The organism is Catenovulum agarivorans YM01 (genome assembly GCF_000281085.1).
In the GTDB taxonomy this organism is placed as follows: Bacteria; Pseudomonadota; Gammaproteobacteria; order Enterobacterales; family Alteromonadaceae; genus Catenovulum; species Catenovulum agarivorans.
The window spans coordinates 290,255-316,100 of the sequence record NZ_JH767524.1 but is presented as its reverse complement, the minus strand read 5'-3'; the positions used below and the strand labels follow the sequence as shown (position 1 = coordinate 316,100).

Here is a 25,846-nt window from a genome sequence, read left to right as displayed (position 1 = left end):
GTATTTAAAGAGGAGTGGGTCCATTCCATTATCCATGTTTTGTGAAGTTTTGCTCCCAACACTTCCATTCATCTTTCTAACATTGGTGTCGCTGGTTGTCTCTTGCCGCGATAAATTAGTTGATAAAAGTCTACTCGATTACTGATTTTCTAAAACTTCAAACGTCTTGGACGACGTTTGGGAGCGTCCAGGGATGGATTCACAGCGATTTTAGAAAATTATGTAACGAGTGGGCTTGATTGCACTGACTGTAAGGTTTCTGGTTGTGAGAACTTTCGGTGTTTCAGTTTGGTTGAACAAAATTCATACCTACACGCAAACACCAAATACTAAAAGGGAAGTAATTTACAAAAGTGTTCGGGTAGAAAAAAGAAAAGCAGCGTCATCACACACATTGACACTGCTTTTGGGATCGTCCATTTAGAATGTATACAGGCCAATTCCGTATAGCTTCATTCGAGGTAGGCGCACTAACACACATTTTGCACTACAAACATACATAGGGTTTACCAAGCAACAGCCTCACACATTTGCCGTTGTTGATAGCTTTCAGTCTAGTCGACTTTAAATTGAATACCAGTGACTTGTATAACTTATTAAACCTTTGTTTAAATTTCTAGATGTTTTATCTGTGAATGGTATTGGGGTTAGTTAATTGTTTTTAAATAGATATTTATTTGTTTGTGTAAAATTTACTAGACTTATTTTGACGTTTTTCTTACGAAAAAATGGGCGATCTCTTACAAAGATAATTTAGACTTTTTCACCTCATTCGGTAGACTCGCATCTCAATAAAACACATTGCCGAGAAAGTTTTAACTTGTTACCCATCCAACAACATTTAACTGAACTACAAAAATTATTAGCCAACCACAAGAGTTTGGTATTACAAGCAGAGCCAGGTGCGGGTAAATCGACTGCTGTACCGCTGGCTTTATTGCAAGCGCCTTGGCTGGCGGATAAAAAAATAGTTATGTTGGAGCCTCGTCGGGTCGCTGCTAAATCTATTGCGCATTACCTATCGAGCCAATTGGGCGAAAAGGTTGGGCAGACGGTTGGTTATCAGGTACGTAACGAGCACAAAATTTCACAACACACTCGTTTAGAAATTGTCACCGAAGGAGTGTTGACCAGAAGATTGCAAAACGATCCTGAGCTTGCCGATATAGGATTAATTATTTTTGACGAGTTTCACGAGCGCTCAATACATGCAGATTTAGCGTTAATGTTGGCGCTTGAAGTGCAAGAAGCTTATCGTGATGACTTAAAACTCTTGGTTATGTCAGCAACCATAGATACAGCGCAAATATCGGCTTATTTAAACCATGCACCAGTTATGCAAGTGGCAGGAGGAACTTTTCCGGTTGATCTAACTTATGCAGGTAAAGCAAGTGGCTATTTAGCTGAGCATGTGGTTAAACAACTACAATATGCTTTAACAGATTCTTCAGGTGATGTTTTGGTCTTTTTACCTGGCCAAGCTGACATTAAACGCTGCATCCAGTTAGCCACAGAAAAGTTAGAGCAAGCAGTTGAGTTATTACCTTTGTACGGCGCATTGCCACTCGCACAGCAAGAATTAGTCCTTAGAAAGCCAACAACATCCAAAGCGCGGCGAGTTATTTTTGCAACTAATATTGCTGAAACTAGTTTAACCATTGAAGGTATAACCGCTGTTATCGATTCTGGTTTAGAAAAAGTTTTAACTTATGATGCTAAAAGTGGTTTATCTCGTTTAGATACTGGGTATATCTCCAAAGCTTCGGCTAAACAAAGAGCTGGCCGGGCAGGGCGTGTACAGGCGGGTAGGTGTATTCGTTTGTGGAGCGAAGCTGAGCAACATGCATTAGCTGAATTTCAAAGTGAAGAAGTCGCTTGTACAGATTTAGCCAACCTAGTTTTAGAATTGGCTGCTTGGGGCATAACTGATTTTGCCGATGTAAACTGGTTAACACCACCACCTAAATTGCACTATCAATTAGCCTGCGAGCTAAATCAACAACTAAATTTGCTTGATAAAAACAACAAAATCACCGCCCAAGGTCAACAAGCGTTAACTTTTGGCTTAGAGCCAAGATTAGCCAGTATGTTATTACGATGTCAGTCGGATATTGAAAAAAACATAGGTTGTTTATTGGCAGCGCTGTTGTCGGAACGCGATATTTTAATCAATGCTGATTCGTCTGATATTAGCCAAAGGTTGTTATTGTTAATTGATTATGCGCAAGATAAACAAGCAGCACGAGCGAGTGTGAGGTTTAACCAAAATACCGTTAGTCAGGTATTAACCTTAGCGCGTGCTTTTGCACAAAAACTCTCGACGAAGTTGGATGTAAGTAAGTTGGCCTTAGCGGATATCCAGCAATACGCAGGTTTATTATTGTTGCACGCTTACCCAGACAGATTAGCCAAATTACGCGGTACAACTAATAGCGCAAATACATATTTATTAGCCAATGGCCGTGGTGTTAGTTTGCGTGAATCAGATGCCATGTTAGGGCAAACTTGGTTGGTTGTATGTGACTGTGATGGTAAAAATAAAGATGGGGTAATTTTTGTTTGTGGGCAAATATCACAAGCTCAAATTGACAGCGTGCTAACAGATAAGTTGGTTGAACAAAGCCATTACCGATTAGATGATAAAAAAGAAGCGGTAATTGGCCGGCGCACTAAGCGTTATGGCGCGATTGTTTTATCTGAACAGAATTTAAGTCAAATACCAGCGGATGAATTTAGTGCTTGTGTAAAAGACATAGTGCAAACTCAAGGCTTAACTTTTTTGAATTGGCCAAAACGCTGCCAAGCTTGGTTACAAAGAGCTGAGTGGCTGGCTGGCGTTATGCCTGACTTTGCGCCTATGTCTGCTGAATATTTAATTGAGCAAATAGACAACTGGCTGCTGCCGTATATCAACAAAATAACCAGTATCAAGCAGCTCAAACAGTTTGATATTTTTGATTTGATGGTGGCTAATTTAACTTGGGAGCAACAGCAATTATTACAACAACACGCGCCCGAAAGTTATCAAACGCCGAGCGGAAAAACTGTACCGATTATCTATGACGAGGCGCAAGGGCCAACTGTGTCGGTTATTTTACAAGAAATGTTTGGCCAGCTTGAATCGCCCAAACTCGCTAATGGGCAAGTGCCACTGCGCTTTGAATTGTTGTCACCAGCGCGTAGACCCATTCAAACCACCAGTGATCTCGCCAACTTTTGGCGCAGTTCTTATTTTGAGGTGGCTAAAGAGATGCGAGGACGCTATCCGAAACACCGCTGGCCAGAGAAGCCATTGGAAGAAAAGCCGGGACGTTCAATTAAGCATAAGCAGAATTAATTTAACAGTCTTTGGCTGCTTTGTTCGGCTTGTTGAATAAGTTGAGAAATAGCGTCGCTGATCAAACTTTTAATCACATTTGGTGTGGCAATTGTGGGTGTTGCAGTCGGTTTACCAAGGTAAAAACCTTGCGCAAAATTAAAACCTAAATTGTAGATGCACTCAAGCTCAGCTTGGTTTTCTATGCCTTCAACAATTGTTAGCGCATTGGTACTATTTGCAAGTTCCAATAATGCTCGTAAAAAGTGTTGTTTGTGAGTTTGTTGGTGGCAATTATGCACAAAATGTCGGTCTAATTTGATGATGTCAGGTTGCATTTCGCTCCATTGAATTAAACCTGAGTAACCTGCGCCTAAATCGTCGATCGCAAATTGAATATCAAAGGTTTTAAGGCGTTTTAGTGCAGCTTTTAGCTGAACAATATCGTCAGCACGAGATTGTTCAGTTAACTCAATCACAAGTCTATTGGGGGAAATGCCTTGTTTCTTTAGCAAGTGCATCAACCAATTGGCATTATTCAGCTGAGTTGCTACATAATTAGGTGTTACATTAATAAATAATTTGCCGGGTAAATCCAATAAACTAAATTTTTCGATGGCTTTTTTTATGCAAAGCGTTTCTAAAGCTGTAGTTAGGTTGCGTGCATCCGCTGCTTTAAATAAATGATATGGGCTGTGTAATAGGCTATTCTCAGGTCCTCTAACCAAAGCTTCGTAACCCAATACACTGTTAGTTGCTAGGTTGTATATAGGTTGCAGTTGGCTGCTGACGTTAGCACTATTAATTATTTCGGATATTTCACAATAAACGGCTGGTTGCATAAATACGACGCTCAAGTCAAATTGGCAATTACGGTAAAACCTGCTTTATTTAAAGAACTAGATGTTTTACTAAGGAATCAATCTTGGGCTACTTTAGCCAAGTTTTATGAAAAGTTAATGACATGCATTCAGTTGAACAAAATAATCCACTGTTAATCCGCTCGCCTTGTGTTCGAAACTGTTGTTTAGACCAACACGACATATGTTTAGGTTGTGGTCGTTCAATCAAAGAAATTACCAGTTGGACACAACAATCAGAGCAACAAAAATTACAAACCTTAGCTTTAGCTGAGCAACGCCTGCAGAAACTTGCGAATAATTTAGTTTAAGCAAGGCGTTATACTTTTTAAAAACCAATTAAATTGGTATCCTTGCGGCAATTTTTTGAATTAGGGGAAAACTATCGTGGAAATGATGTCTGGTGCGGAAATGGTTGTTCGCGCACTTACCCAAATAGGGGTTAAACACATTTTTGGTTATCCAGGTGGTGCGGTGCTAGATATTTACGATGCTTTGTTTGAAGCTGAAGGCATAGAGCATCTTTTGGTACGTCACGAACAGGCTGCAGCACATATGGCTGACGGTTATGCGCGTGCAACCGGTGAAGTTGGTACTGTGTTAGTAACTTCTGGCCCAGGTGCAACTAATACTATTACAGGTATTGCAACTGCGTACATGGACTCTATCCCTATGGTGATTTTGTCTGGTCAGGTGCCTACTAGTGTCATTGGTGAAGATGCGTTCCAAGAATGCGACATGGTTGGTTGTTCTCGCCCTGTGGTTAAACACAGCTTTTTAGTGAAAAAAGCCGAAGACATTCCTGCAACTATTGCTAAAGCCTACCACATAGCAGCGACTGGCCGTCCAGGCCCTGTGGTGGTTGATTTACCAAAAGACATAGTTAATCCAAAAGAAAAACACCCATATGTTTTTCCTGATTCAGTGCAAATGCGCTCTTACAACCCAAATGTAAAAGGGCATAAAGGTCAAATCAAAAAAGCCTTACAAACTTTATTAGAAGCTAAACAGCCTGTGTTATACATAGGTGGTGGTGCAATTGCAGCCAACTGTAGCGACTTAATTACTGCGTTTGCCGAGCGTTTAAACTTACCTGTAACTAATACATTAATGGGTTTAGGTGCATTCCCAGGCACGCATAAACAATGTGTTGGTATGTTAGGTATGCATGGCACGTACGAAGCCAACAAAACCATGCACAACTCAGATGTTATTTTTGCCCTGGGTGCACGTTTTGATGACCGTGTTACTAACAATGTGCAAAAATTCTGTCCAAACGCGACTATTTTGCATGTTGATATCGACCCGACGTCAATTTCTAAAACTGTATCAGCGCATGTGCCAATTGTCGGTTCAGTTGATCAGGTATTAGCTGATATGACTGAAATGTTAGATGCTTCTGGCGATAGTACAGATGCACAAGCACTTGCTGCATGGTGGACGCAAATTGAAGAGTGGCGTGGTCAAAACTGTTTGGCTTATGCAAAATCAGACAAAGTTATCAAACCACAACAAGTTATTGAAAGTTTATACAAAGCAACCAAAGGTGAAGCTTATGTTTCATCTGACGTAGGTCAACACCAAATGTTTGGCGCTTTGTATTATCCGTTTGCTAAGCCGCGCCGTTGGATCAACTCTGGTGGTTTAGGCACTATGGGCTTTGGTTTCCCTGCTGCTATGGGTGTTAAAGTCGCGCTACCTGATTCGGTTTCTGTGTGTATTACTGGTGACGGTAGTATTCAAATGAATATTCAAGAGCTATCTACCTGTATGCAATATGGCATTCCAGTGAAAATTATTTCATTGAACAACCAAGCATTAGGTATGGTGCGCCAATGGCAAGATTTAATTTATGGTGGTCGTCATAGCCATTCATACATGGAATCGTTGCCTGATTTTGTTAAGTTGGTAGAAGCTTATGGCCATGTGGGTATTCGCGTATCCGATCCGGCAGAATTAGACGAAGCTATGGAAAAATGTTTTGCGATGAAAGACAAGTTAGTTTTCATGGACATTTTAGTTGACCAAAACGAGCACGTATATCCAATGCAAGTTAAATATGGTGCTATGGATGATATGTTATTAAGCAAACCGGAGTCTAAATAATGCGCAGAATTTTATCCGTCTTATTAGAAAATGAACCGGGTGCTTTATCACGTATCGTTGGTTTGTTTTCACAGCGTGGTTACAACATTGAAAATTTGACCGTTGCACCAACTGATGATGAAACTTTATCGCGTTTAACTGTGACCACTACAGGTGATAACCGAGTTATTGAGCAAATTACCAAACAAGTAAACAAGCTTGTTGATGTATTAAAAGTTCAAGATATCACTGAAGGTGAGCATATTGAACGCGAACTTATGTTGATAAAAGTAAAAGCGGAAAGCAGTGAAGACCGTATCGAAATGAAAGGTTTAAGCGACATTTTCCGTGCCCAAATTGTTGATGTCACCTCATCAACTTTTGTTATTCAACTTGCTGGTACTACAGCTAAGTTAGATGCTTTTATCGAAGCTATTCGCACTGAATCTGAAATATTAGAAGTATCACGCACTGGGGTAACTGGCTTATCTCGTGGTGAAAAATCACTACGCAGCTAATATCTCTGATTGTAGAGTAATCGAGGAAACTAATTTCCTCGATTACTAGCCGTTAAATTCCTGCCATTTTCACAATTCCCAGCTAAACTCTGTTGTATACGTAAAGCTTTAAAAAACAGTAAAGTTTAAAAGGACATCTGCTTGCACAACTGTTTACCCCAATATAACAGAGCAAATTGGATCTATTTCGCACTAGCCGCAGCCTATTACTTTAGTGGCGAGCTTTTATCCAACATTTCTGCGCAAACGCAAGTTGTACCTATATGGTTGCCAGCAGGTTTTGCGTTAGTCGGTTGTTATTTATGGTGGTGGCGCTTTTTTCCGGCAGTGTTCATTAGTTCTGTTTGTTTTAATTTGTTTTCGCAGGGTAATTTAGATTGGTCATTATTTCACGGCGATTTGCTAAAACAGCTTGTTATGATAGGTGCAGGATCTACCTTGCAGGCGGCGGTAGGCGCTTTTGCATTGCGCAAATGTGTCGGGGATATTTTAGCGCTTAAATCTGATAGGTATGCGTTAACCTTTGTGTTTGTTATTGGCATAGTTATTTGTTTGATATCAGCCAATATAGGTGTTTACGCACTGAGTTTGTTTAATCCAAATTATAGTGTCGACAATCATTGGTCGAATGTATTATTTTGGTGGGTTGGTGATTCAATTGGTGTGCTACTGGCAACGCCTTTTGTATTAGCCTTGTTGCGCAAACCCTCTGTTGATAATGGCCAGTCTACCCAAGCATCCTTTGTGGTTATTACCGCCATTGCTCTGTTTGTCGCGGTATTAGCTATCACCATGATTTTTTCTTTTAACAATAAAAATAGCGCTGAATTTATCGTCGAAAAAGAATTGCAAGTTATTGAAAATAGTTTGCATCGGCAAATTAATAAAAGCTTGGTTAATATTCAAGCTATTGCTAATTTTATTGAACAAACGCCTATGTTAGATAGAGAGCAGTTTGAGCAATATGTCCAACCTATCTTGGCTGAAAACTTATCAATAAAAGCTGTATCTTGGAACCCAATTGTCTCGCAACCACAGCTAACACAATTTGTTGATAAATGGCGTCGGGAATATGAATTTTCTGTCAATGTAAAGGGCGAACCATTGGAAGAAAGTGACCCAATGATTGTCGTTAAATATGTCGCTCCATTAGCAGGGAATGAACAAGCGCTCGGATTTAATGTTAATTCTAACCAAGAACGTAAGTTAACTTTAGCCGCTAGTGCGCAGGCTTCTACTGTAAAAGCCACGCCAATCATTCAACTCGTACAAGCTACTAAACCTCAACCCGCTTATTTGTTATACGCCCCTGTGTATAAACTAATTGCCGAGCAAAGTAGTGATACCTTTTATCAAAAGCGCCTGTTAGGTTACGCTACAGGGGTGTTTACAGTTGAACAAGTGGTGGTACATGCAATTAGCGCCGAACATTTAGCTATGTTCACTTTTGAGCTAACTGCAGGAAATAACAATACAGTCATTTATGGTAACAGTGGCCACAGGCAAGTTAGTTTAGCTGCCCAGCCACAAGTTGTTGTGCAGAAATTTACTCAAGCAGGACAAACTTGGTTATTGTATTTGCAAGTGAAACCTGAATTTATCAATCACTATTTTAATCAAATCTCCCTTATTTTATTGATTGCACAGTTAGTGATTGTTGCTTTTGTTATCACACTAGTATTAAGCATGCATAGTCGAACACATTTGTTGAATCGACTAGTTAACGAACGTACCGAGTCGCTTAAACAGGCTAAAGAGCAATCCGATCAAGCTAACTTAGCCAAAAGCCGTTTTTTAGCAAATATGAGCCATGAAATTCGTACGCCACTGAATGCTGTTATTGGTTTGTCACAATTGGCCAAACAAACCAACAGTTACCAAGAAGTTTCTGGTTATATTGGCAAAATTGAGCAGTCGTCAAAAACCTTACTGAGTTTGGTCAACGACATTTTAGATATAGCTAAAATTGAATCGAACAAACTTGTTATTGAGCACACTTTGTTTGATATGGACCTGCTGCTAGAGCGCATTCAAATTATGTTTGAGTCAAGTGCACATGCAAAACAGTTAACTTGGAAAATAGATAATCAATTACCAGAAAAACTCTGGTATGTCGGTGATAGTGTGCGCATTGAACAAATATTGATTAATCTATGTGGCAATGCGTTTAAGTTCACCCAAAGTGGTGAAGTTAACTTGCAGGTTAATCTGCAAACCAGCGACAATCAACAGGCGTTGTTACTTATTGATGTGATAGACAGTGGCATAGGTATGTCAGCGCAAGAGCAAAGCGCCATTTTCGATGCTTTTGTCCAAGCGGATATTTCTACTTCACGCAAATTTGGTGGTACAGGTTTGGGCTTAGCCATTTCTAAAGAATTAGCCCAATTGATGGGCGGAGACATTCAAGTAACTAGCGTCAAAGGTAAAGGTTCTACTTTTAGGGTACAAATCGCGGTCGAAACAAGTACAAGTGCGCCAGAATCAATCGCTAAACCTAAAGCTCTAGATTTGTCTGATACGCAGATATTGGTCGCAGAAGACAATCAGATAAACCAATTGGTAATTGAAGAAATGCTGAAAACTTTTGCTTGTAATGTCACTATAGTGGCGGACGGTGAACAAGCTATAGCAGCTATACAAAAGCAAAATTTTGATTTGGTGTTGATGGATTGCCAAATGCCAGTAATGGATGGTTATGAAGCTACGGCGACAATTCGGCAAATGAAAAATTATCAAGATTTACCTATTATCGCGTTAACCGCAGATGTGATGCCAGCAGACAAAGCTAGAGCTGCTGAAGTCGGTTTCAGTGCTCATTTAGCTAAGCCAATAGATATGGATAAATTAGCTGAGTGTTTGCGGCAATACTGTTTAAAAAAGTCGAGTTAAACTAGCCAAACACGCTGTTTTTGCATCATTTTCAATGTACTTATGAGTATGATTTTTCTTGAAGATAGAAGGCGTGTAGAGTTCTATGCGTCTCTTACCAAGCCTTTCTCAACCACACGCACTAACCTTTGTGTTTTTTTATCTAAGCCTGCATCTAACGTCACATCAGTCATTTTCTGATGCTGTTGCTCCAGTGCCCAACTAATATGTTCGTCAACTAACTCAGAAACTGCGCCGAGTTTTTGTTGTAGTTGCTGAATAATCTCAGTGCTGGCTGGGGCGTTACCAAGGGCGATGGCTAAATTGCGCAACCAATATTCGTAACCAATGCGTCTAATGGCGCTGCCTTGTAACTTAGTTAAAAAGTCTTGTTCTTGCCAGTTCCATAATTCAATTAAATCACTAGAGTCTAAATTGTGTCTTGCCTGAAAATCATCTTCAGCTGTTAAGCTAGCAAAGCGGTTCCACGGGCAGACGAGTTGGCAATCGTCACAGCCATAAATGCGGTTGCCAATGGCTTGGCGGAATTCTTCAGGGATCGGCCCTTTTTTTTCAATGGTTAAATAGGAAATACAGCGCCGAGCGTCTACTTCATAAGGGGCGACTATGGCTTGGGTTGGGCATATGGTCATGCAAGCTACACAATTTCCACATTTATCTTCAACGGGAGTATCTGTTGGAAGTGGTAAATTAATTAATAGTTCGCCTAAAAAGAACCAGCTGCCACCCGTTTCATTCAGTATTAATGTGTGTTTGCCCGTCCAACCAATACCGGCTTTTTCTGCCAGTGATCTTTCTAAAATAGGCGCTGAATCCACAAAAGGGCGAAAACCTGTATTCAACTCGGTTTGTTGTTCAATTTTTTGTCCAAGTTGTTTGAGTTTATTACGAATCAGTTTGTGGTAATCGCGACCAAGTGAGTAACGGCTTATATAACCTTTGTTGTTATCTTTAAGGGTTTGAGCAAACTTGGCTGATTGTGGTAAATAATCTAAACCAATACAAATTGAGCGCACTGAGCCTGGGTGTAACTCGGCAGGGCGCGCCCGCAATAAACCATGGTTTTGCATATAATCCATTTCACCATGGTAGTTTTTATCTAGCCAATCTAACAGAGGTTGTTCGTGCTCGCTAAGATCCAAATCACTTATGCCCACATAGGTAAAACCCAACTCGGTTGCCCATTGTTTGATATTTTGTGCAAGCTCTACGAGTTGTTGATCAGATAAAGGCATAATTCGCTAGTTAACAAAACTTGATAGCTGGTTATTTTACGTTAAATTGGCATAGAATAGACAGCAACAATTATAAATAACCCATTTTTATGACGCTATCTTTATGAAGCTATCGAGCATTCGCCATTGGCCTACAAATTTATATACGCCTGAACAAGTTCGCAGCACTGAAGCAAAAGCCGCTGAACTAAATAATTTATCCTTGTTTCAACTTATGCAAAAAGCTGGACGTGCCATATTTGAATTGGTCGAAACCATGTTTGAGCAGTCAGCTCATATCGGCATTTTGTTAGGCAAAGGCAATAACGCCGGTGACGGTTTAGTTGTCGCTACACTTGCCCTTGAAGCTGGCTGGCGGGTAACGCTAATCAGCATGCCTAATTGCTCTGAATTCAAAGGTGAAGCAGCGCAAGCACAGGCTGAATTATTTGCCTTAGATAAAAGCAAACTCAATAGCTTAAACCAGTTAAACGCAAGTGAGACTGATTTTGCAGAATTTGATCTGCTGATTGATTGTGTATTAGGCACAGGTTTTAGCGGCAGTTTATCGGCAGAGTGGGCGGAGATTTTTCAAAAAGCCAATCAAGCTAGCCGGTTAATCATTAGTGCTGATATTCCAAGTGGTTTAAATGGCTTAACTGGTGAGGCGGATGTTAATGCGATTCAAGCGCAGCACACAGTGACCTTTTTAGCATTAAAAACAGGTTTATTTACCCATGATGCAGCCGATTATTGTGGGCTGATTCACTATGCATCACTTGGTTGTCAGCAACAAATTGAGCAGTTAAACCAAGCTTATTATCAATTAAGTGATTGGAATCAATTAAAAACCACGCTACCAGCGCGTAAACGCAACAGCCATAAAGGTAGCTTTGGCCATGTATTATGTATAGGTGGCGACAAAGGTATGGCCGGCGCTATTCGTTTAGCCGGTGAAGCAGCACTGCGCTGCGGTGCGGGTAAAGTGACAGTGTTAACTCATCCTGAAAATGTGATGCTGGTTGCAAATGGCCGCCCTGAGCTTATGGTACGCGGTGTTAATGGTATCAGCTCTGAGGTTAAAACTTTACTTGAACAAGCCGAGGTTATTTTAATTGGCCCAGGCCTTGGCAAAACAGGTTGGGCAAATGGTTTGATGCAGTTGGTTGTAGAGAGCGATAAACCAACTGTGGTTGATGCCGATGGATTAAATTGGTTAGCCGAGCATAAATACAAAAAGAAAAATTGGATTTTAACGCCACATCCAACAGAGGCTGCACGTTTACTTAAACAAAGTACCAACCATATTCAGCATAATAGATACGCAGCTGCAACTGAATTACAAGCACAATTTTCGGGCGCTGTAATACTCAAAGGTTGCGGCAGCTTAATTGCAAATCAACAAGGTATTAAAGTTTGCCGCGCCGGTAACCCTGGTATGGCAACGGCAGGCATGGGCGATTTACTCGCAGGCATATGTGCAGCCATGTTAGCGCAAGGTTATGCAACGGATTTAGCCGCAGAACTTGCGGTAAATATTCATGCAAAAGCCGGAGATTTAGCGGCAAAACAAGGTGAACGTGGTATGATCGCCAGCGATTTATTGCCATATGTGCGTGAAGTGATTAATCCAAGTAAACCTTGATTTGAGTTAGTAAGATTTAGAATATGCAAAGTTATCAAATTGATTTAGCCGACGCTGATGCAACTGTCGCGCTGGGTAAACAACTCGCTGCGCTAATTTCCGCACCTTGTGTGGTTTATTTAATTGGTGATTTAGGCGCAGGTAAAACCACTTTTTCGCGTGGTTTAATTCAAGGTTTTGGTTATGAGGGTAATGTTAAATCTCCCACTTATACCTTAGTTGAACCTTATGAATTGGCCGATGTCTCAATTTATCATTTTGATTTGTACCGTTTGGCTGATCCACAAGAGTTAGAATTTATCGGTATTGAAGAATATTTTACTCAATCAAGCATTTGTTTAGTTGAATGGCCAGATAAAGGTCAAGGTTGGTTGGCATCTGCTGATATTCAGATTAATATTGAACATAAAAATGAACAGCGTTCGGCAGAGATTGTTGGTTTAACCGCAATTGGGCAAAAAATTGTTGAGCAATTAGCTTAATCTAATTAGATACAAGTATGCATACATTCAATAAAAAAATATCTAGTTTGCTGGTGTTACTCTTGGTGTTTATGTTTACGCCTACGAGTTTTGCTGCGAATCAAATTGAAAAAGTGTGCGTATTTGGCCGTCTCCCGATAGTACTCGTGTGGTATTCGATTTAGCCGACAAACCTCAGTACAGTTATTTTTTCCTGCAAAACCCGCATAGATTAGTTATTGATTTGCGCGATACTAATAAGAAGTTTGATTTAGGCAAAACCTTTATCAAAGGTGATTTAATCAAACGTGTGCGTTATAGCAAACCTGAATACGCCAACTCACAGCGTGTGGTATTAGATTTAACCAAAGCTTTGCAAGCCGGCATTTTTTCACTCAAGCCAATCGGTAATTATGGCAATCGTTTAGTGGTGGATTTAACCGACAATAGCCAAAAAACCGAACAAACGGCCAAAAAAGAGGCTTTGTCTATCGGTGATAGAGATATCATAATCGCGGTTGATGCAGGGCATGGTGGTGAAGATCCGGGTTCTATTGGCCCTTCAGGTTTGTACGAAAAGAAAGTTACCTATCAAATATCGCAAAAAGTGACCAACTTAATTAATGCTGAAAAAGGCCTAGCTGCTTATATGGTGCGTACAGGTGACTATTATGTTGATGTAAACAAACGTTCAGTGATCGCACGTAAACATAAAGCTGATTTATTAATTTCTATTCACGCCGACGCATTTACCAGCCCGCAACCAAAAGGGGCATCTGTATGGATGTTGTCATTACGCCGTGCAAATACTGAAATTGGTCGCTGGATAGAACAAACTGAGCAACATGGTGAATTGTTAGGTGGTGCTGGCGAAATAATTGTTGATACACAAAACGAGAAATATTTAGCCAAAGCTTTGTTAGATATGTCGATGGATCATTCAATCACCACGAGTTATGCACTCAGCCAAGAAATGGTCGATCAGCTAAGTAAAGTCACTTATATGCATAAAAAATCGCCACAAACAGCGAGTTTGGGCGTGTTGAAATCGCCAGATATCCCATCTTTATTGATCGAAACAGGTTTTATTTCTAACCCAACAGAAGAGCGCAAACTAAACCAAAGAGATCATCAACAGAAGTTATCTGCTGCGATTGCTAAAGCAATTAAAAACCATTTTAGAAAGTATCCACCAGAAGGCACTTTATATGCGTCTATGTATCGCAGCACAGATCATATAGTGGCGAAAGGTGAATCTTTATCTGTAATCGCCAAACGTTATTCAACTTCAGTGTCAGCACTTAGACAAGTGAATCAACTTAAATCTGATATGTTACGTATCGGTCAAACGCTAAAAATTCCACAATCATAATGCCCATTCAAATTTTATCGCCCCAGTTGGCTAACCAAATTGCTGCCGGTGAAGTAGTCGAGCGGCCTGCATCTGTCATTAAAGAGTTAGTCGAAAATAGCTTAGATGCGGGCGCAACAAAAATTGACATAGATATTGAGCGTGGTGGTAGCCAGCTAATGCGTATTCGCGACAATGGCAAAGGCATAGCTAAAGAAGAGCTGATGTTAGCACTCAGTCGCCATGCAACTTCAAAAGTCACTAGTTTAGAAGATTTAGAGCAAATTTTAAGTTTAGGTTTTCGTGGCGAAGCACTCGCGAGTATTAGCTCAGTCTCAAGGTTAACTTTAACTTCTAAACCTGCTGAACAAGCTGAAGCTTGGGCAGCTATTGCTGAAGGGCGGGATATGCAAGTGAGTTTACAACCCGCTGCGCATCCCGACGGTACTTGTGTTGAAGTGGCTGATTTATTTTTTAATACACCTGCAAGACGACGCTTTTTACGCTCAGATAAAACCGAATACCAGCATATAGACGAAGTGGTTAGACGCATTGCATTGAGCCGATTTGATGTGCAAATTAAATTAACTCACAACGGTGCTTTGCAGCGCAGTTATAGAGTGGCGAATCAAAATAATGCCGATGCACGTATTCAAGCCATTTGTGGGCGAAACTTTACTGAAGGCTCTGTGTATATTCAGAGTGATTACCAAGACATAAAAGTGTCAGGTTGGTTAGGTTTACCACAAGCAGCACGTAACCAAAACGATATGCAGTATTGTTATATCAATGGTCGTATGATGCGTGATAAACTGATCAATCACGCAATTCGTCAAGCATATGAAGATTCACTACCAAGTGATATGTATCCAGCTTATGTGTTGTATTTGACGATAGATCCCAAACAGGTTGATGTAAATGTGCATCCGGCCAAACACGAAGTACGTTTTCACCAAGCGCGCCTTGTGCATGATTTTGTTTATCAAACCTTGCATAAAGCTTTGCATGAGAGTCAGCAGCAAATTTGGCAAGAACAAGCACAGCCATTGGCTAGCGTGCCAACGGCAGAACAAAACAACAGTGATGATGTTTTTCCATCAAGCACTGGTTTCGAGCGCGCACAGTCGCCAGTCACTGAATCTCAAGCAGACAAGCACAGCAATTACCCAAGCAGTCAAACAAGTACTGGTGTTGAATTATCTGGTTTAGCCACTCAGTTGTTTCCAGGTCAACAGAGAGCAACTGCGTTTCAGCAAAAACACAATAACAGTTATTCTGGGCCAGCTGCCAAAGTACAAGAGCGCATTATAGAAAATTATGCGCAGTTAGTTGCACCAGCGAGTGAGACTGAAAATCAAATATTCACAGCTACAAATGAAATAGCTGCCCAGACGACAACTGAGTGGAAGTTGGTCGACTGCATTCAGCAGAATTGGTTGGTATTTACCAATCAGCAATCTTTATATGCAGTGAATTATCAAGCCGTGTTACGGCAAGCTGTTTGTTATAAATTGTTCCCGCAAGGGCAAAATGCAGTGACTAAACCTTTGCTTGTGCCTGTGTCGCTTAAGTTAACCAACAGCGACAAAAGTTTATTTGATAGCCAAGCTGATTGGTTAAAGCATTTAGGTTTTGCTTGGCGCTGGTTAAAAGAGACCACTTTGGTGATCACCCAAATCCCTTCTATACTGAGCAACATAGATTTAGCCAATTTAATTGCAACTTGGGTTGAAATAGTCGGTAAAGCATCGAATATAGAAGATTCAGCCATTCAGCAAAGTTTTATCCAAGCTGTGGTCAAACAAATTCAGCATAAAGCTGATTTAAATAAAACTTGGCTTAGCAGTTGGAAAAATCAAGCGCCAGTTGAGTTTAATAGTTGGATGACTAACCATTGCCAACAAATTGATTTAAATAAATTATTTTGAGAGTACAAATGCAGCAGCTTGAAACACAAGCTATTTTTATAATGGGGCCAACTGCGTCAGGTAAAACGGCCTTGGCACTCGAACTTGCCAAACATTTTCCAATTGAGATTATCAGCGTCGATTCAGCTCTAGTATATAAAGGCATGGATATTGGCAGTGCTAAACCAACCGCAGAAGAGCAAGCCGTCGCGCCGCACCATTTAATTGATTTTTTAGATCCAGCAGAAAGTTATTCAGCAGCAGATTTTCGTAAAGACGCATTGAAACTTATTGAGCAAATTCACGGTCGGAATAAATTGCCAGTTTTGGTTGGCGGTACTATGCTGTATTTCAAGGCTTTATTAGAAGGTTTGTCTGAGTTACCAGCTGCGGATGAAAAAGTTCGTGCTGAGTTGGCCGCAGAAGCTGAAAAAGTTGGTTGGCAAGTGATGCATCAGCAACTTGCTGAAATAGACCCTGTTGCGGCTGAGCGAATTCATCCGAACGATCCACAAAGGATTAATCGTGCGCTTGAGGTTTACCGCATTAGTGGTAAAACCATGACAGAGTTAACCGAAGATAAAGGCCAAGCATTCCCTTATAAAGTGACTCAGTTCGCAATTGCACCGAAAAGTCGTGAAGCTTTGCACCAGCGAATTGAGCACAGATTTAAGTTAATGTTACAACAAGGTTTTGAACAAGAAGTTATAAAATTGTTCGAACGAGGTGATCTACATGAAGATTTGCCCTCTATACGCTGTGTAGGCTACAGACAAATGTGGGATTACCTTGCAAAAAAAATAGAATATGATGAAATGGTGTTCCGTGGCACAGTCGCCACACGTCAATTAGCAAAACGGCAGATGACGTGGTTACGTAACTGGCCACAGATAAACTGGTTAGACAGTGAACAATCAGGGTTGATAGAAAAAACAATTTCGTTAATTAATTGAAATAGCGCTAGTTTAGTACTAAGTTAAACACTAAAATGCTATTAATAATAAAATAATAAGGAGCCGAACATGGCCAAAGGACAATCATTACAAGACCCGTTTTTAAATGCGTTGAGAAGAGAAAGAATTCCAGTATCAATTTATTTGGTAAATGGGATCAAATTACAGGGGCAAGTCGAATCATTTGATCAGTTTGTTATCTTGCTAAAAAATACAGTTAGCCAGATGGTTTATAAACATGCGATCTCGACTGTGGTGCCTGCGCGTCCATTCCAGACTAATCCAAATGCACAAGCGAATTTTAACGAATCAGAAGTTGAATAACATTTTAAAATTAAGAGGGTTTCTGCTTGTTTGATAGATATAAAGCAGGCGACCAGGCCATCTTAGTTCATGTTGATTTAGACGACGAAGTCGCAAGAGAAGATTTAGAAGAACTCAAGTTGTTAGCCTCCTCTGCTGGAGTAAATACTTTGGCAGTGGTGACTGCTGCCCGTTCTAAACCTGATCCCAAATTTTTTGTTGGTAGTGGCAAAGCTGAAGAAATTCAGCAAGCTGTTGTGGCATTAGAAGCTAATGTAGTGATTTTTAATCATGCATTAAGCCCCTCACAAGAGAAAAATGTTGAAGCTCTAGTGAAGTGCCGCGTTTTAGATCGCACTACGTTAATCCTAGATATTTTTGCCCAACGAGCTCGTACCCACGAAGGGAATTTGCAAGTTGAATTAGCGCAGTTGAAGCATATTTCAACAAGGCTAATCCGTGGTTGGACTCACTTAGAGCGGCAAAAAGGTGGTATAGGTTTACGTGGGCCGGGTGAAACCCAGTTAGAAACCGACCGACGCTTAATTCGTGGACGTATCAAAAACATTGAGAGACGTCTCGAAAAAGTAGCTAAGCAACGTGATCAGGGGCGACGAGCGCGTAAACGTTCCGCATTACCAACTATTTCTTTGGTTGGATATACCAACGCCGGAAAATCTACCCTGTTTAATCGCTTAACTGAATCTGACGTGTATGCTGCGGATCAATTGTTCGCAACACTTGATCCAACTTTACGCAAAATAACGTTAGATGAGGTAGGCGATAGTATTTTAGCCGACACGGTTGGTTTTATTAGGCATCTCCCCCATGATCTAGTTGCAGCCTTTAAAGCAACTTTACAAGAAACGCGAGATGCGGATATTCAGCTGCATGTAATAGATGCTGCGGACGAGCGTAGAGCGGAAAATATTGGTGCGGTAAATAAGGTTCTTGAAGAAATTGAAGCTGACGACATTACCCAAATATTGGTTTACAACAAAATAGACCAACTTGAGGACGTGCGGCCGCATATTGACAGAGATGATGAAGGCCGAGTTGTACGTGTATGGTTGTCCGCACGTACAGGTGAAGGTTGTGAACTGTTATTACAAGCGCTAACTGAACATTTAGCGCGCAGTATGGTTGAATACAAACTAGCAATTCCGCCGGCTCAACAGCAATGGCGTGGGGTATTTTTCCAGCTAGATTGTATTGTCGAAGAATCTTATAGCGAATTAGGTGATTGGTTGGTTGATGTAAAAATGTCGAGCGAAGATTGGAATCGTTTGAACAAAACACATCAAGGCCAATTAGAGAATTTTATTATTGATTAAGTTGGAGTGGCATTATGGCCTGGAATGAACCGGGTAATAGTAACAACAAAGACCCGTGGGGAAACAAAGGTGGTAAAGATCAAGGACCACCAGATCTCGATGAAATATATAAAGACACCATGAACAAGCTAAAAAAATCTTTTGGCGGCAAAGGTGGTGGTAGCGCTTCTAACAATAATAACTCGGGTGGCGGTATTAGCAGCTCAGGGTTAATTTTAGTGGCAGTTATCTTGTTCTTTGTTTGGGGATATTTAGGTTTATCCACAATTAAAGAAGCTGAGCGAGGCGTGGTTCTGCGTTTTGGTCAATTCCACAGCATTATCGAGCCAGGCCTACAATGGCAGCCTGCCTTTATTGATAAAGTAATTGCGGTAAACGTTGAAAGTGTTGCTTCGTTAACTTCTAGCGGCAAAATGCTGACCAAAGATGAAAACGTCGTAATTGTTGAGATGGAGGTTCAATATCGCATTGAAAATCCACGTCACTTCTTATTCAGCGTGACAGAGCCTGTATATAGTTTACGTCAAGCAACTGATTCAGCATTGCGTTATGTTGTTGGTCATTCAACTATGGACAACGTATTAACCACAGGTCGTGAAGAAGTTCGCCAACAAACTTGGCAATTGCTTGAAGAAACAATTGAACGTTACAACTTAGGTATTCAAGTTGTTGACGTCAACTTCTTGCCAGCACGCCCACCAGAGCAAGTTAAACCTGCTTTTGATGATGCAATTGCTGCCCAAGAAGATGAAAATCGTTATATCCAAGAAGCGCAAGCATATGCGAAAGCTCGTGAGCCACAAGCTCGTGGTGTAGTGCGCCGTATGGAAGAAGAAGCCAAAGCCTACAAAGAGCGGGTCATTTTAGAAGCGCGCGGTGAAGTTGCTCGTTTTGAGAAACTTTTACCTGAATTTGAAGCTGCGCCAAAAGTAACGCGTGACCGCTTATATCTAGAAACGATGGAACAAGTATATTCAAATACCACCAAAATCGTTTTGGATTCAGAAGGCAGCGGCAATATGATTTATTTGCCTTTGGATAAAATTTTGCAACAACAGCAAAATCGTAACCAAGAGCAAAATAATCAGTCAGGCTTAGACTCTGGCCAATATTCACCACCGGTGACCTCATCTTCACGTAGTTCAAGCCAATCATCAGGCTTGCGTGATAGCAACCGTTTTGCAGGAGGCCGTTAATATGAAAAATTTAATTATCGGTACAATTGTTGTTTTATTTGTATTGGTTTATTCGTCGCTATTTGTTATTGGCGAAGGTGAACGTGGTATTGTTATTCAGTTTGGTAAAGTAAAACGTGATAGCCAAAATACCACAGTAATTTACGCGCCAGGTTTACACTTCAAAATTCCATTAATTGAAAAAGTGCGTATTTTAGATGCGCGTATTCAAACTTTGGATGGTGAAGCAGACCGTTTTGTAACTTCAGAGAAAAAAGACTTAATTGTTGATTCTTATGTGAAGTGGCGCATTAAAGACTTTGAAACTTATTATCTTAAAACCAGTGGTATTAAATCGAATGCTGAAGGGTTATTAGATCGTAAATTCAGTAATGGTTTACGTAGCCAAATTGGTTCGCGCACTATTGCCGAAATTGTTTCTGGTGAGCGTGATGAACTCATGGATAAAGCTTTAACTGGTATGCAAGAAAGTGCTGCAGAGTTAGGCATTGAAGTGGTTGACGTACGTGTTAAGAAAATCAACTTACCAGATGAAGTCAGTAGCTTTATTTATGATCGTATGCGTGCTGAACGTAACGCGGTTGCAGCTGAGCATAGATCACAAGGTAAAGAACAAGCTGAGTTTATCAAAGCCGACATTGATGCGCGTATTACCATTATGGTTGCAGACGCTGAGCGTAATTTACGTGCGGTGAAAGGTGAAGGGGATGCAGAAGCTGCGCGTATTTACGCAAATGCTTATAACCAAAACCCTGAGTTTTTCTCATTCTTACGTAGCTTAGATGCTTACAAACAGAGCTTTAACAGCAAAAACGATGTTATGTTGGTTAAACCTGACGGCGACTTCTTTAAATACATGAACAACGCCAAATAATCAGCTAACCATAGTTAACTGATTTAATTCTAAAAAGCTGCCTTGTGCAGCTTTTTTGTTTTTATACTCTTATTTCCGACCGATTTAGGCTAAAATGCGCGCTGATTTTTGTGTAGTTAAGAACAGATATGACCGAGCAAGCCGCCGACTCAGCAATGGCTATTAGCCAAATAAATTTAGCCGATAGCAACCAAGCTAGTCCTCTAGCTGAAGCCAATCAGCCTAGTCAAACTAAGATTATTTTAGCGACCATTAACGCTAAATATATCCATGCAAGTTTAGGTTTGCGTTATTTGTACGCCAATATGCAAGAGCTGCAGCCAAATACCGAAATTCAAGAGTTTGTTATTCAAACCAGACCTATAGATATTGTTGAACAAATTTTAGCGGCTAAACCTAACATAGTCGGTTTTGGTGTTTATATTTGGAACATAGTTGAAACCACTAATGTGGTGAGCCTGCTTAAAGTTATCGCGCCAGAAGTAAAAGTGGTGTTAGGTGGCCCTGAAGTGAGCTATGAAACAGAGCAGCAAGTGATTGCTCAATCAGCTGATTATGTTTTGACGGGGGCGGCAGATATCAGTTTTTATCAATTGTGTTTAGACATTATTAATAACAATGAGCCAGAACAAAAAGTGCTTAAATCTAAACCTGTTGCGTTAGCTGATTTGCAATTGCCTTATCAATACTACACAGATGAAGATTTAAAAAATCGTTTGTTGTATGTCGAAGCTTCACGCGGTTGCCCATTTAAGTGTGAGTTTTGTTTATCGTCATTAGACACTGCATCCAATCCTTTTGAGTTAGACATTTTCCTTGAACAAATGGATATTCTCTATCAACGTGGCGCGCGTAATTTTAAGTTTATTGACCGAACTTTTAATCTGAACATCAATACTTCAATTAAAATTATGCAGTTTTTCTTGGATAGAATGACGGATGATTTATATCTGCATTTTGAAGTTGTGCCTGATCATTTGCCGCGCAAGTTAAAAGAATTTTTAGCGCAATTCCCTGAAGATAGTTTGCAATTTGAAGTGGGTATTCAAACTTTTGAACCACAAGTGCAAGCTAATATTAGTCGCAAACAAAACAATGATAAGTCAAAAGACAACCTTAAGTGGTTGCGCGAAAATACCAGTGCACATATTCATGCTGATTTAATTTTTGGTTTGCCGGGCGAAACGCTCGAATCCTTCCGAGACAGTTTTAATGAACTGTATGCTTGTAACCCACAAGAAATTCAATTAGGTATTTTAAAACGCTTAAAAGGTAGCCCGATTATTCGCCATACTGAAACCTTCGATTTGCGCTTTAGCCCATTGCCACCATTTAATATTTTAAGTACCGACCGAGTTGACTTTGCAACTATGCAGTTGGTTAATCGATTTGCCCGTTATTGGGACATGATAGGCAACTCTGGCCGTTTTAAACATGCGCTGCCTATATTAATGGACTCGAATCCATTTGATGAATTTATGGCACTAACCAATTGGTTATTTGAGCAAACAGGGCAAACGCATCAAATAAACTTAAAACGTTTATATGAGTTATTTGCTCAAGCAACTGAGGTGTTATTTCCAGAAAAACACCAGGCGGTCGTTGCTGCTATTGAGCAAGACTATGCTGCGTCTAAGTTAAAGAGCCATTTCTCAACCTTAACCTTGTCTATGCCAGTCGCTAATGAACTTGAGTCCGCCAAACAAGTTGCTCAGTCTAAATTGTTACAGCGTCAGCATAGGCATAAAGTTTAGGGTGTGAACAGATTAAGTGTGAGCTAGTTAACTAAAAATATTTCAAGTGAAGAGTTAATGTGAGCTAGCTCGCATTAACTTATATCACAGCTTGTTGTAATCATTGTTTTTTACCAAAGTTATTGTGCCGCCAGACATTTTATGGCGGTGAATTACACACAATAGCTTCCAATTAGTGGTAAAGGAAAAAACAATGAAACTCAGGTCAGCATTTTTAGCAGTATGCTTAGGACTAACAGCTTGTAAAGTTTCGGTCGAAATTGACGAGCAGGATACAACACAACAACCAGAGCCAAACACCCCACCAAGCGACAATCCGCCGGTTGATAATCCAACTGTACCATCAGTGGATGCTGGGGCAGGTAAATTTGCTGCAGCTTTTGCTGGCAAATCTTTAATGGGTATGAATTTAGGCGGTGATGTATATTATTCTGCCAGTCAATATTACAAAGATTTAATGCGTGCGGCCGATCCGTGGAAAACCGCCGATAGCACAGGTACTCGCTGGGAAAACGATATTTATTTCAGTCAAATACCTAAAAGAGCTGATGGTTACCCAACACATGTACCTTTTGCAGTAAATGGCACCAATGAATTACAAAGAGTTGAAACCCCTATTAGTGCAGGTAGCCGTGACAACACAGGTTTGTACCATGTATTTTTTGCAGGCTCGGGCGAGTTCGACATTTTAGGCGCAAGTTTGCAGCAAACACCTGCTGATGGTCATAGAGTCTACGATTTTGGTACCCAAGTCGGTGCAGATAAAATTTTACGCATTAGCCAATCTGATATAAAGGATCCAATTCATGCTATACAAATCATCCATGAAGACGACTTAGCTAGTTATCAAACACAAGCCTTTAATGATGAGCTAAAACCGAGTTTAGCCGATGTTTCGTTTGTGCGTTTAATGGATATGATGTTTACCAACGGAAATGCAGCGGAAAGTGATGAAAACATCACACCAATCAATTATTACACCAACAATGATTGCCCAGGCAATGTGTGTGATGGCAGTCATTTTGCTGGTCATCCACCACAAGTACTCATGCAAATGGTCAATCACTTAGATGTGCATCCATGGTTAACTTTTGGTCATAAAGTTGACGATGATTATATTCGAGCTTATGCACAAATCGTATTGGATACCTTGGACGATGATAAATACGTTATTTTGGAGTATTCCAACGAACTGTGGAATTGGTTGTTTGAACAAACCCATTGGTTAAGCCAAACCGCTTGTGCTGACTCTGTTGCTAGAGTTGAACTAGACAATGGTGAGTGTGATGGTGAAACCTCATCACGACGTTATCAAACCAAACGCTCATTAGAAATTTTTAATGCCTTTAAACAAGTGTTTGGGGGCGAGTCGCATCGAGTGATCACTGTATTAGCAGGGCAAGGCTCATGGGCTGCGCGTACTGAAATGTCACTACAAGCGTTAAATGATCCAGCAATTAATCCACATAACCAAAGTTTTGATGCCTTGGCGATAGCGCCTTATTTTGGTGGTGATTTTCATATAGCCGACCAAGTATCACGTGATTATATCGTTAATTCTTCATTTGATGAGCTAGAAGATTTTGCTATCGAGCAAATTCACTCGGATGAAGTTAAAGGTGGGATAGAGCAGCATAAACAACTGGCCAATCAATACAAAATGGAGCTAATTGCTTATGAAGGCGGTCAGCACTTTTTATGTGGTGCAGAATTTTGTGATGACCAAGTGTTAATGACTAAGTTGGCTGATTTTCAACGCCATCAAGTTATGCAAAATATTTATGATGAATACTACAAAGTTTGGTTTGCCGCCGGTGGCTCTATATTCGCGGCTTTTAGTCATATAGGCCCTGCAGATAGCAAGTTCGGTGCTTGGGGGACAATGGAATATTATGGCCAAGATATTAATCAAACACCTAAATTACGTGCTTTGCAAACCGCGAGTAGCACTTACAGCTATCAACAACCGGATTTTGAGCAAGTGCCTGATCCTGTACCAACACCTGAGCCAACGCCAGATCCGCAACCTACGCCAGATCCGGTAGATCCAACACCAGACCCGGTCGACCCGCCACAAACAGGTGATAAAAACTTAAAAACCTATATTTTTGGTCATAGTTTAATTTTGCATTTAACTGAAACAGACGAAACGACAGTGCCGCATTGGATGCACCAAATGGCTGTACACTCAGGTGATAGTTTTTCCGTCAGTGGTCAATATGGCTTTTTACTGCAACATGCCAACTTGCCACCCAATGCACAATGGGGTTTTGACCAAGTACCGGGCGCGTGGGATCAAGATACAGGCGATACTTTTGCAGATGTAGATTTTAATACTGTGTTATTAACCGCAGCCAATTTTGCCCAATATAAAGCAGCAAGTGAACCCTATGATGGTGATAACCCAGAGCAAAAATCACCGCTGTCAGCGACAACAGAAATTGTTGATTGGTTGCGCACACAAGAACCTGGCATTCAAGTATACATATATGAAAATTGGCCTGATATGGGCGGTACTTTCCCACCATCAGAGCAAAGGTTAGCTGAATATCACCAACAAACGTTAAATGAGCAAGCGGGTGGTTTCCATCGTTGGTGGTTGGATTATCACGATCAACTCGTGCAATCGCGCCCTGATGCAAATGTCAAAATGATCCCGGTTGGGCCTGTCATTGCCAAATTACTCACCCAAACTGCACTAAAAGATATTCCGGTGGATGATTTGTACGAAGACAACTCACCGCATGGTCGGGCAACTATCTACTATCTAGCAAGTTTAGTCACTTATATGGCTATGTATCAGCAAAAAGCACCAAGTGATTTTGTTGTACCTGATAGCATTCATCAACTAGTGCATGATAACCATCAAAGCACGATAGATTTTATTTGGACTGAACTTCAGCAATTTAATTTTGCTTCAGGCTCAAGCCGAGTTTGGTAAATCTAGCCAATTAAAGGATAATGCGCCCAAAGTTTTTTGCTAAGGGCGCTTATGGAATTTGCTTGGTTAAAATTAATTGCGTTAGTGTTAATAATTGAAGGCATAGGGCCATTTTTATTTCCGAATAAATGGCGTAACTATTTAATTCAAATGGCACAAATGCCAGCACAGCAAATGCGTATAATTGGTGGTTTTTTGTTACTAATTGGTACTATTATTCTGTGGCTAAATTAGTGGTTAAA

Annotated in this window: 19 protein-coding genes; 17 read left to right on the top strand and 2 right to left on the bottom strand. The window is 40.5% G+C overall.

What is annotated here, in order from left to right; translation table 11 throughout:
* The first annotated feature begins 820 nt into the window (after positions 1-820).
* Positions 821-3,337: an ATP-dependent helicase HrpB gene (gene hrpB / locus WSC_RS0107435; RefSeq protein WP_016955291.1), complete on the top strand. Its 2,517-nt coding sequence runs from the start codon at positions 821-823 to the stop codon at positions 3,335-3,337.
* On the opposite strand, the gene WSC_RS22145 is transcribed toward hrpB, so the two are convergent.
* A complete protein-coding gene (locus WSC_RS22145; protein WP_016955290.1) occupies positions 3,334-4,158 on the bottom strand; it encodes an EAL domain-containing protein in 825 nt (274 codons plus the stop codon). The genes hrpB and WSC_RS22145 overlap by 4 nt on opposite strands.
* A gap of 122 nt (positions 4,159-4,280) precedes the next feature.
* Between WSC_RS22145 and WSC_RS0107425 the strand changes: the two genes are divergently transcribed.
* From WSC_RS0107425 to WSC_RS0107410, 4 genes are all read left to right on the top strand, one after another.
* Positions 4,281-4,487 carry a DUF1289 domain-containing protein gene (locus WSC_RS0107425; protein ID WP_016955289.1) on the top strand — a complete coding sequence of 69 codons (207 nt, stop codon included), beginning with the start codon at positions 4,281-4,283 and terminating at the stop codon, positions 4,485-4,487.
* A gap of 76 nt (positions 4,488-4,563) precedes the next feature.
* Positions 4,564-6,282, top strand: a complete 1,719-nt coding sequence (locus WSC_RS0107420) for an acetolactate synthase 3 large subunit (protein WP_026016720.1) — start codon at positions 4,564-4,566, stop codon at positions 6,280-6,282.
* Positions 6,282-6,779 (top strand): acetolactate synthase small subunit, encoded by a 498-nt coding sequence (gene ilvN, locus WSC_RS0107415; protein ID WP_016955287.1) that lies wholly within the window; start codon positions 6,282-6,284, stop codon positions 6,777-6,779. The genes WSC_RS0107420 and ilvN overlap by 1 nt, the downstream gene beginning before the upstream one ends.
* A 141-nt stretch (positions 6,780-6,920) precedes the next feature.
* On the top strand, positions 6,921-9,671 hold the full coding sequence (locus tag WSC_RS0107410; RefSeq protein WP_016955286.1) for a CHASE domain-containing protein: 2,751 nt from the start codon (positions 6,921-6,923) through the stop codon (positions 9,669-9,671).
* 83 nt (positions 9,672-9,754) lie between these two features.
* Here the strand turns inward: WSC_RS0107410 and queG are convergent, their stop codons facing one another.
* Positions 9,755-10,906, bottom strand: coding sequence for a tRNA epoxyqueuosine(34) reductase QueG (gene queG, locus WSC_RS0107405; RefSeq protein WP_016955285.1), 1,152 nt, complete (start codon positions 10,904-10,906; stop codon positions 9,755-9,757).
* Between the two features lie 103 nt (positions 10,907-11,009).
* On the opposite strand from queG, the gene WSC_RS0107400 reads away from it, so the two are divergent.
* The 12 genes from WSC_RS0107400 (at position 11,010) to WSC_RS0107345 (ending at position 25,838) form a co-directional block, all read left to right on the top strand.
* On the top strand, positions 11,010-12,530 hold the full coding sequence (locus tag WSC_RS0107400) for an NAD(P)H-hydrate dehydratase (protein ID WP_016955284.1): 1,521 nt from the start codon (positions 11,010-11,012) through the stop codon (positions 12,528-12,530).
* A gap of 23 nt (positions 12,531-12,553) precedes the next feature.
* Complete coding sequence (tsaE, locus tag WSC_RS0107395; protein WP_016955283.1) at positions 12,554-13,012, top strand: tRNA (adenosine(37)-N6)-threonylcarbamoyltransferase complex ATPase subunit type 1 TsaE; 459 nt, start codon at positions 12,554-12,556, stop codon at positions 13,010-13,012.
* Positions 13,013-13,127: 115 nt separating this feature from the next.
* Positions 13,128-14,363 (top strand): N-acetylmuramoyl-L-alanine amidase, encoded by a 1,236-nt coding sequence (locus WSC_RS22140; protein ID WP_157447220.1) that lies wholly within the window; start codon positions 13,128-13,130, stop codon positions 14,361-14,363.
* Positions 14,363-16,270 carry a DNA mismatch repair endonuclease MutL gene (gene mutL, locus WSC_RS22135; protein WP_016955281.1) on the top strand — a complete coding sequence of 636 codons (1,908 nt, stop codon included), beginning with the start codon at positions 14,363-14,365 and terminating at the stop codon, positions 16,268-16,270. Before WSC_RS22140 ends, mutL begins: the two co-directional genes overlap by 1 nt.
* Before the next feature lie 8 nt (positions 16,271-16,278).
* Positions 16,279-17,202: a tRNA (adenosine(37)-N6)-dimethylallyltransferase MiaA gene (gene miaA, locus WSC_RS0107380; protein ID WP_026016717.1), complete on the top strand. Its 924-nt coding sequence runs from the start codon at positions 16,279-16,281 to the stop codon at positions 17,200-17,202.
* 69 nt (positions 17,203-17,271) lie between these two features.
* On the top strand, positions 17,272-17,526 hold the full coding sequence (hfq, locus tag WSC_RS0107375) for an RNA chaperone Hfq (protein ID WP_016955279.1): 255 nt from the start codon (positions 17,272-17,274) through the stop codon (positions 17,524-17,526).
* Between the two features lie 26 nt (positions 17,527-17,552).
* Complete coding sequence (gene hflX, locus WSC_RS0107370) at positions 17,553-18,839, top strand: ribosome rescue GTPase HflX (protein WP_016955278.1); 1,287 nt, start codon at positions 17,553-17,555, stop codon at positions 18,837-18,839.
* A gap of 14 nt (positions 18,840-18,853) precedes the next feature.
* Positions 18,854-20,035 (top strand): FtsH protease activity modulator HflK, encoded by a 1,182-nt coding sequence (gene hflK, locus WSC_RS0107365; RefSeq protein WP_016955277.1) that lies wholly within the window; start codon positions 18,854-18,856, stop codon positions 20,033-20,035.
* A gap of 1 nt (position 20,036) precedes the next feature.
* Positions 20,037-20,909, top strand: coding sequence for a protease modulator HflC (hflC, locus tag WSC_RS0107360; RefSeq protein ID WP_016955276.1), 873 nt, complete (start codon positions 20,037-20,039; stop codon positions 20,907-20,909).
* 128 nt (positions 20,910-21,037) lie between these two features.
* Entirely contained in the window at positions 21,038-22,663 is a 1,626-nt protein-coding gene (locus WSC_RS0107355) for a B12-binding domain-containing radical SAM protein (RefSeq protein WP_016955275.1), read from the top strand.
* 193 nt (positions 22,664-22,856) lie between these two features.
* On the top strand, positions 22,857-25,604 hold the full coding sequence (locus WSC_RS24020) for a hypothetical protein (RefSeq protein WP_016955274.1): 2,748 nt from the start codon (positions 22,857-22,859) through the stop codon (positions 25,602-25,604).
* Between the two features lie 51 nt (positions 25,605-25,655).
* The gene (locus tag WSC_RS0107345) at positions 25,656-25,838 is read left to right on the top strand and encodes a DUF2065 domain-containing protein (RefSeq protein WP_016955273.1); all 183 of its coding nucleotides are present in this window, start codon (positions 25,656-25,658) and stop codon (positions 25,836-25,838) included.
* The last annotated feature ends 8 nt before the right edge of the window (positions 25,839-25,846 follow it).